This window comes from Gemmobacter sp., assembly GCF_016792925.1.
Classification (GTDB): Bacteria; Pseudomonadota; Alphaproteobacteria; order Rhodobacterales; family Rhodobacteraceae; genus Gemmobacter.
This window is the reverse complement of the sequence record NZ_JAEULU010000201.1, coordinates 25,333-33,616: the sequence shown is the minus strand read 5'-3', so window position 1 is coordinate 33,616 and position 8,284 is coordinate 25,333. Positions and strand designations below refer to the sequence as shown.

Below are 8,284 nucleotides of genomic sequence, written 5' to 3'. Positions count from 1 at the left end.
TTTTTGGTCCCACTATCCCCGCCCCCCGGGGGCCTTCTCTTTTGGCCCAAGTTAGCCTGTGGGGGTGCTGGGCCCCCCGCCCCCCAGGGGGCGCGAGCGCCCCCTTTCTGTTTCTCGTCAGCCGACCTGCGCGCGCCAGATCTTCCACCATTTCACCCATTGCTCCGCCACTTCCTCCGGGTCGCCCGCCAGCAGGCGCGCGCCCAGCGGAAAGGCGCGGGTTTCCAGCGCGGTTTGCGCCTCAAGAATGCGGGCCATCAGGGTTTCGCGCAAAGGGGCGCGCAGCACGTCTTCTTCCAGCCCGGCCAGATGGGCGGCCAGATCGGCCAGATCGTGATGATGGCCCAGCGTCTTGCCCAGAATATCGGCCTCCAGCGCCAGAGGCTTCATCACCTCGGGCCAGACCGGGGCCAGCAGCCGGGTCTGATACCACAGATCCTTGGCGCGTTTGCGCCAGTCATGCAGCGCCTCGTCGGACCGCGCATCGCGGGCGGTGCGCATGGCGGTGCGGGCGCGCATCCGGGTTTCCGCCAACCCCTCGACCAGCACGCGGCGATCAGGGCCGCGCAGCTCCCAGCTCTCGATCCGCAGGGCAAGCGCGGCAAAGGTATTGCGCAGGCTGTCGCCCATCCCCGGTTCGGCTTCCGGCAGCAGCGCTTCGGTTGCCAGATGGGCGCGCAGGGTCAGCAGCGCCGGTTCGGTCTCGCCCGCCGCGATCTGGTCAAAGGTTGCCAGCCGCGCCGCCGCCTCGCGCCGCGAAGCCAAGCCGCCCGCCGTCTCGCGCAGCAGCGCATTTTCGGCCGGCTGCACCTTGGGCAGCCCCGCCGACATCAGCCGCAAGACCGCGCGGATTTTCTTGCACCGCTTGCGCAGGCCCAGAATGGCGGTGGCCTCGGGCGCGTCATCGGTCAACAGGTGCAGAATGGCGGCGGTTTCGGCCCCGGCAATGCGGCGCAGCGCCTCTGACAGCGAGGCATCGCGTAGCTCGAAACGGTAGGTGGGCATCGGGGAAAGCTCCGGCATTTGGGCTGCCAGAGGCCGCAGCCTCCGGCGCATATGCAGCCGATAGCACTTTGCCTGTAACAGCGGGGTGAAGGTTTCGCGACGCTTTCGTGACGCAAACCGTTGCGGCCCCGGCACGTTCAGCGTGCGCCGCCCTGAGCCGGGCTTAACCCTCGATTGCTAAGCCTGCGATCTGTGCCCGTGGTCCGGCCAAGGCCGCCATGGGAAGCGATCAGGGCAAAAGGCGAGGGTGTGAGACAATGAACAAGGCGATTACCGATGGTCTGGTGCTGATGCCGCCGCCGTTCTCGGCGGGGCTGGCGCAATGGTCGCGCGAAGATGGCACGCCGGGGTCGGCCAGCTATCAGGGGGCGGCGGATGCGGCGCTGGTGCCCTCGGATCAGGATTTCGGCAGCTGCCTTGAAATCCAGAAAACCGAGACGACGCAGCGCCTGCGCTACAAGGGGCAGACGCCCATCGAGCCGGGGCTTTACCTGCGCGTCACGGCGCGGGTGAAGGTGGTGGCAGGCAATATGCCGGCGGTGCGCATTGCCGCCTATGCCGCGCGGGCCAATGGCACGCAGGTCACGGTGCCCTCCACCGGGCCGTCGGTCACGCTCACCAGCTATGGCGCCGTGGTGACGGTGCAGGCCATCATCGGCTCGGGCAACCGGCAGGGTGTGGATATGGTCTGGGGCACCGAGCCGGTCTATGGCCATTTCGGCCTCGATCTGACCGGCGCGAATGGCGGCGTGGTGCGGATCGACGATTTCATCATCGAGGACATCACCGAGGTCTTCCACCGCAAGATGCTGGATGTGGTGGATGTGCGCGACTATGGCGCCGTCGGCAATGGCTCCACCAATGATTACAACGCGTTCCTGGCGGCGGATGCGGCGGCCAATGGCAAGACGGTGCTGGTCTCCACCGGCACGTACCGGCTGAACTCCAACTTCACCTTCAACAATGCCGTCCGGTTCGAGGGCACGCTGTCGATGCCCGCGAATGTGCGGCTGACCTGCACCCGCAACTATGACCTGAACACCTATGCCGCCGCCTTTGGTGGCGAGGTGGAGGGGTTCAAGCGGGGCCTGCAAACCCTGTTCTACTTCACCGACCATGTGGTCTTCGACCTGTCGGGCCGCAAGGTCGACCTGACCGAGCCGCTGGATGTGGCGGCGCTGGCGGGCATCACCAGCCTGACCTCGCGCCGGGTGCTGACCAATGGCCAGATCGGCGCCGCCACCAGCACCGCATGGGACAGCAGCACCGTCACCTCGGCGGCCACCTATACCGTCAGCAACCCCAGCCAGCTGACCGCCGTGGCGAATGTGGCGAATATTCCGGTGGGCGCGCGGGTCTCCGGCACCGGGGTGGGGCGCGAGGTCTATGTCACCTCGAAGAATGTGGGCGCAGGCACCGTCACGCTGAACAAGCCGCTTTGGGGCGGGGCGGGCACCCGCACCTATACCTTCACCCGCTACAAATACCTGCTGGATTTCTCGGGCTTCGACAATCTGGCGCGGTTCGAGATCACCGACATCGACTTCAACTGCGCCGGGCGGGCCAGCGGCATCATGCTGGCGCTGAACGGGTTGACCTTCCGGGTTGCGGATTGCGTGTTCACCGGGCCGAAGGATCGCGGCATCACCTCGGTCGGTCTCGGCTGTGCGGGCATGATCGTCGACCAGTGCCAGTTCCTGTCGAACGAGCAAGCCATCGCCGCGCAAAACCGCACCACCATTGCGCTGAATGCCAATGGCAATGATGCCAAGCTGCGCGACAACCGTGTGGTGCGCTTTGCCCATTTCGCCGTTCTGGCGGGAGGCGGCAACATGGTGATCGGCAACCACTTCTTCCAGGGCGATGACGAGACCAACGGCTTGCGCGCCGCCGGGATCGTGTTCACCAATACCAATGCGCGCTCGATCGTGTCGGACAATTACATCGACAATTGCTGGGTCGAGCTGTCGAACGAACATGACCCCGAGCCGGGCTTTTCGGGCGGGTTCTCCTTTGGCGGGCTGTCGCTAACCTCGAACCACTTCATGTGCATCAACGTGGCGCCGTCGTTCCGCTGGCTGGTGGTGCGGCCGCGCGGGCCGGGGCATTTCCTGAACGGGATTTCCGTGACGGGCAATGTGTTCCGCGCGGTGAATGGCGCGGTGGACCGGGTGGAGAAGGTCGATACCACCCAGGCGGGCCTCGATCATGACAAGGCGCGCAATGTGGTGTTTTCCGACAATACCTTCCACGGGGTCAGCCAAAGCTGCATGAACCCGGTCACGGTCACCCATACGCAGAACACCAATGCCGCCACCTGGACGGTGGATGCCTCGGACCTGCTGCCCTTTGGCGGCAAGGCGCTCACCGCCGTGTCGGTGCTGCCCGAGGGCGCGCTGCGCGACAATGGCAATGCGGTGGTCTTTGCGGCGCCCTATGCCATCCCCAAAACCGGCAGCGGTGACAAGATGGTCGAGCTGAAATGGCCGCAGGCGGTGAAGGGGGCCGCCGTGGTGACCTTGCGGTCCGACCTGCCGCAGTAACCGCGTCAGGTCACCGGGGGAGCATCCCGCAAGGGCGGAAAGGCGTCTCGTGTAGAGGCGCCTTTTCTGCATGGGGCGCTTTCGCGCTTGCGGGGGGCGGATTCCCCCTGTGGCGCCCGCCAGCGCGCGTAGCCTTTCCGGCTCCATTCGCCGGAGGGATCGACGGTTGGCTGGGCCGCTGGCCGGGCACAGCCCGAGGCATACGGCGTGTAGACGGCTGGGCGGCTCGGCTTGCGCGGCTGTGCCGGAATTCAGGCGCCTGTAACGTCGCGCAAATCCCCCGGCTCCAGCCGGAAGGCCCGTGCAAAGCCGCCATTCAGCAGCGCGGATTGCACCTCCAGCCGGACAAAGGCGAAATCGGGGAAATCGACGTAAAGCGTGGCTTTCGGGTGGGTCTCCAGCCAATGCGCGCGGATCGCGGCGTGGGCCGGCGCTGACCGCGCGACCTCCTCCGCCAGCACCCGCAGCATCAGGCGCGGATGGGTCAGCGGGTCGCCCTTCTCCCCCGGCTCGCCCAGCATCACCGCCGCCGCTGGCTGCGCTTGCAAGGCAGCCCGATGCGGGGCGAGGCCGGAAACCAGCGTCAGTGGCCGCCCCTCGGGGCACAGGCCAAAAGCGATGCGGCTGATCCCCGGCGTGCCGGTCTCCGGGTCGGTCCAGGCCAGCGCGGCATGGCGCGCCGTGTGCAGCAGGCGCTGGGCCAGCACGCGGGCTTCCGGGTCGGCGGGCTGCACGGGATCGGGTCTGGTCATCATGCCTCACTTGACAGGCCGGGCGCGCGGGCGTCTGCTGGCGCCATCCCATCGCTACAGGCGCATCATGGCCAAGACAAGCCTCCCCACCCCGCCCGGCGCCTTTGCCGCAGGCGGCGGTCGCCTCACGCCCAAGCTGGCCACCGTGCTGCGCGAGGGCTATGGCCCCGCCGAACTGCGCGCTGATGCCATGGCGGGCCTCACCGTTGCCATCGTGGCGCTGCCGCTGTCGACGGCGATTGCGATTGCCAGCGGTCTCGGGCCAGAGCGCGGGCTTTACACCGCCATTGTCGGCGGGTTTCTGGTCTCGGCGCTGGGCGGGTCGCGCTTTCAGATCGGCGGGCCTGCCGGGGCCTTCATCGTGCTGGTCGCGGGATGCGTGGCCCAGATCGGCTTGCCGGGCCTGATCCTCGCCACCATCCTGTCGGGTGTTCTGCTGGTTGCGCTGGGCTTGCTGCGGCTGGGCACCTATATCCGCTACATCCCCTATCCGGTGGTGCTGGGCTTTACCGCGGGCATTGCCGTCATCATCTTTGCCAGCCAGATCAAGGATTTGCTGGGCCTCTCCCTGGCCCAAGAGCCCGCCGCCCTGTTGCCCCGCCTGCACAGTCTCTGGGCCGCGCGCGCCACCCTTTCGGGCGCGGCGCTGGCGGTCAGCCTGGGCACCATCGCGCTGATCCTCGGCCTGCGCCGCATCGCCCCGCGCTGGCCCGGCATGCTGATCGCGGTGGCGCTGATGGCCGCGCTGGCCGCCGTCGGCCTGCCGGTCGAGACCATCGGCAGCACCTTCGGCGCCCTGCCGCGCAGCCTTCCAGCCCCCGCTCTGCCGCCCATGGATCTGCCCGCCCTCACCGCCGCCTTGCCCTGGGCGCTCAGCTTCACCCTGCTCGGCGCGATTGAATCGCTGCTGTCCGCCGTGGTGGCCGATGGCATGAGCGGCCGCCGCCACCGCCCCGATGCCGAGCTGGTGGCCCAGGGCCTTGCCAATATCGGCGCCGGGCTGTTTGGCGGCTTTTGCGTCACCGGCACCATCGCCCGCACCGCCACCAATGTGCGGGCCGGCGCGCGGGGGCCGGTTTCGGGCATGCTGCACGCGGTCTTCCTGGCCCTCGCGCTGCTCGTGGCGGCACCGCTCGCCGCGCATATCCCGCTGGCGGCGCTGGCCGGGGTGCTGGCGACCGTGGCCTGGAACATGATCGAGCGGCACGAGATCGCCGCCCTGATCCGCATGAGCCGCGCCGATGCCGCCGTCATGGCCGCCACCTTCGCGCTGGTGATCTTCCGCGACCTGACCGAGGGCATCGTGGTGGGCTTTGCCCTCGCGGGCCTCGTCTTCGTCAAGCGCATGTCAGACGCCGCCGAAGTCGCGCCTCATGCGACGGAACAGGACTATCCGCCGCGCGAGGATCGCCTGATCTATCACCTGTCCGGCCCGCTGTTCTTTGGCGCGGCGGCGCAGCTGGGTGCGGCCTTGGATCAGATCGGCGCCCATCCGCGCGTGGTGATCGTCGATCTTTCCGCCGTGCCGCTGATCGATAGCTCCGGCGCCCACAGTCTTGATCTGCTGGCGCAGGCCCTGGCGCGGCGGGGCGGGGCGCTGTGGTGCGCCGGCGCGCGCCCCGAGGTGGCCGCCGCCCTGCGCAAGGCGGGCCTGTCCGCGCCGCGCCTGCGCGCCTTTGCCGACCTCGCGGCGGCAGAGGCCGCCCTGCCGCCGCGCTGATTCCGCTGCGCTGCGGCATCGCTGCGGGCCTGCTTTGGCCCGTTTGCGCTACCATCGGCGCCCCCGCCGCCCTCACGCCGCCGTGATCGGCGCAGGCTGTTGAAAACACTTGTCAATCTGAACACAAACTTTTCACGATTTACAAATTTCGCGCCTTTGCAGTTAAAGAATTTACAGGAAAAATGAATGAAAAAAAGGGCTTACGCGAACATGGCAAAATAGTTTACATTCCTGTCAGGGAAGGAGACCTGCGCCCGTTTTCGGGCCGGGTCACGGATATGACGAGGGAAGAGACGATGACCCAGCAGCCCGCCGAACTGGCGCCGACCGTCCGCGACGTGCCCACCGGATATGACAAGGCCCATGCCGATACCGCCAAGTATCGCGCCATGTATTCCGAGTCGGTCAATGACCCGGATGCCTTCTGGGGCCGCGAGGGTCAGCGGCTGGACTGGATCAAGCCCTATACCCGCGTGAAGAACACCGATTTCACCTTTGGCAAGGTCTCGATCAAATGGTTCGAGGATGGCGTGCTGAATGCCTCGGTGAACTGCATCGACCGCCACCTGAAAGACCGCGCGCTGCAAACCGCGATCATCTTTGAGCCGGATGATCCGGCGACCCCCGCCCAGCACATCACCTACAAGGAGCTGTCCGAGAAGGTGAACCGCATGGCGAACGTCCTGCTCTCGCAGGGTGTCATGCGCGGCGACCGCGTGGTGATCTATCTGCCGATGATCCCCGAGGCCGCCTATGCCATGCTGGCCTGTGCCCGGATCGGCGCCATCCATTCCATCGTCTTTGCAGGCTTCAGCCCCGATGCGCTGGCCAACCGCATCAATGATTGCGGCGCCAAGATCGTGATCACCGCCGACACCGCCCCGCGCGGCAGCAAGCGCACGCCGCTGAAATCGAACACCGATGCCGCGCTCTTGCATTGCTCCGACAAGGTGCGCTGCCTGGTGGTCAAGCATACCGGCGACCAGACCACCTGGATTCAGGGCCGTGATGTCGATGTGAAGCTGATGATGGATATGGTCAGCCCCGAATGCCCGCCGCGCCCGATGGGGGCGGAGGATCCGCTGTTCATCCTTTACACCTCCGGCTCCACCGGCAAACCGAAGGGCGTGGTGCATACCACCGGCGGTTACCTCGTCTACGCCGCGATGACCCACCAATACACCTTCGATTATCAGGACGGCGATGTGTTCTGGTGTACGGCGGATGTGGGTTGGGTCACCGGCCACAGCTATATCATCTATGGCCCGCTGGCCAATGGCGCCACCACCATCATGTTTGAAGGCGTGCCGACCTTCCCTGATGCGGGCCGCTTCTGGGAGGTCTGCGCCAAGCATGGCGTGACCCAGTTCTACACCGCGCCGACCGCCATCCGCTCGCTGATGGGGCAGGGGCCGGAATGGGTCGAGAAACACGACCTCTCGAAGCTGCGCATCCTCGGCTCGGTGGGTGAACCCATCAACCCAGAGGCCTGGGTCTGGTATGACAAACATGTCGGCAAGGGCAAATGCCCCATCGTCGATACCTTCTGGCAGACCGAAACCGGCGGCCACATGATCACGCCCTTGCCCTATGCCACCCCCACCAAGCCCGGCTCGGCCACGCTTCCCTTCTTCGGCGTCAAGCCCGTCGTGCTGGATGCAGGCACCGCCAAGCGGCAGGATGAGGTCGAGGCCGAGGGCGTGCTGTGCATCTCCGACAGCTGGCCGGGCCAGATGCGCACGCTCTGGGGCGATCATGACCGCTTCCAGGAGGCCTATTTCGCCCAATATCGCGGCTATTACTTCACCGGCGACGGCTGCCGCCGCGACAAGGACGGCTATCTCTGGATCACCGGCCGCGTCGATGACGTGATCAACGTCTCCGGGCACCGCATGGGCACCGCCGAGGTTGAAAGCGCGCTGGTGGCCCATGCTGCCGTGGCCGAGGCCGCCGTGGTGGGCTATCCGCATGACATCAAGGGGCAGGGCATCTACGCCTATGTCACCCTGATGAACGATCAGCAGCCCTCCGAGGAGCTGCGCAAGGATCTGGTGAAATGGGTCCGCACCGAGATCGGCCCGATCGCCTCGCCCGATGTCATCCAATGGGCGCCCGGCCTGCCGAAAACCCGCTCGGGCAAGATCATGCGCCGCATCCTGCGCAAGATCGCCGAGAATGACTTTGGCGCGCTCGGCGACACCTCGACGCTGGCCGATCCTTCGGTGGTCGATGACCTGATCGCCAACCGCGCCAACAAGGGCTGA

At 66.7% G+C, this 8,284-nt stretch carries 5 protein-coding genes; 3 read left to right on the top strand and 2 right to left on the bottom strand.

Annotated features, from left to right (window positions below; all coding sequences use genetic code 11):
• Positions 1 to 117: 117 nt before the first annotated feature.
• A complete protein-coding gene (locus tag JNN06_RS09635) occupies positions 118 to 1,005 on the bottom strand; it encodes a CHAD domain-containing protein (protein WP_291239376.1) in 888 nt (295 codons plus the stop codon).
• A 257-nt stretch (positions 1,006 to 1,262) separates the two neighbouring features.
• On the opposite strand from JNN06_RS09635, the gene JNN06_RS09630 reads away from it, so the two are divergent.
• Positions 1,263 to 3,548, top strand: a complete 2,286-nt coding sequence (locus JNN06_RS09630) for a right-handed parallel beta-helix repeat-containing protein (RefSeq protein ID WP_291239375.1) — start codon at positions 1,263 to 1,265, stop codon at positions 3,546 to 3,548.
• A 251-nt stretch (positions 3,549 to 3,799) separates the two neighbouring features.
• Here JNN06_RS09630 and JNN06_RS09625 read toward each other — a convergent pair whose 3' ends face one another.
• Complete coding sequence (locus JNN06_RS09625; RefSeq protein ID WP_291239374.1) at positions 3,800 to 4,300, bottom strand: pyridoxamine 5-phosphate oxidase; 501 nt, start codon at positions 4,298 to 4,300, stop codon at positions 3,800 to 3,802.
• Between the two features lie 67 nt (positions 4,301 to 4,367).
• On the opposite strand from JNN06_RS09625, the gene JNN06_RS09620 reads away from it, so the two are divergent.
• The gene (locus JNN06_RS09620) at positions 4,368 to 6,020 is read left to right on the top strand and encodes a SulP family inorganic anion transporter (RefSeq protein ID WP_291239373.1); all 1,653 of its coding nucleotides are present in this window, start codon (positions 4,368 to 4,370) and stop codon (positions 6,018 to 6,020) included.
• 296 nt (positions 6,021 to 6,316) lie between these two features.
• Positions 6,317 to 8,284, top strand: a complete 1,968-nt coding sequence (acs, locus tag JNN06_RS09615) for an acetate--CoA ligase (RefSeq protein WP_291239372.1) — start codon at positions 6,317 to 6,319, stop codon at positions 8,282 to 8,284.

Excerpts from the sequence above, each read along its gene's own strand:
- acs (WP_291239372.1), top strand. The coding sequence starts at position 6,317 with ATGACCCAGCAGCCCGCCGAACTGGCGCCGACCGTCCGCGACGTGCCC.
- JNN06_RS09635 (WP_291239376.1), bottom strand. The coding sequence starts at position 1,005 with ATGCCCACCTACCGTTTCGAGCTACGCGATGCCTCGCTGTCAGAGGCG.
- JNN06_RS09625 (WP_291239374.1), bottom strand. The coding sequence starts at position 4,300 with ATGACCAGACCCGATCCCGTGCAGCCCGCCGACCCGGAAGCCCGCGTG.
- JNN06_RS09620 (WP_291239373.1), top strand. The coding sequence starts at position 4,368 with ATGGCCAAGACAAGCCTCCCCACCCCGCCCGGCGCCTTTGCCGCAGGC.
- JNN06_RS09630 (WP_291239375.1), top strand. The coding sequence starts at position 1,263 with ATGAACAAGGCGATTACCGATGGTCTGGTGCTGATGCCGCCGCCGTTC.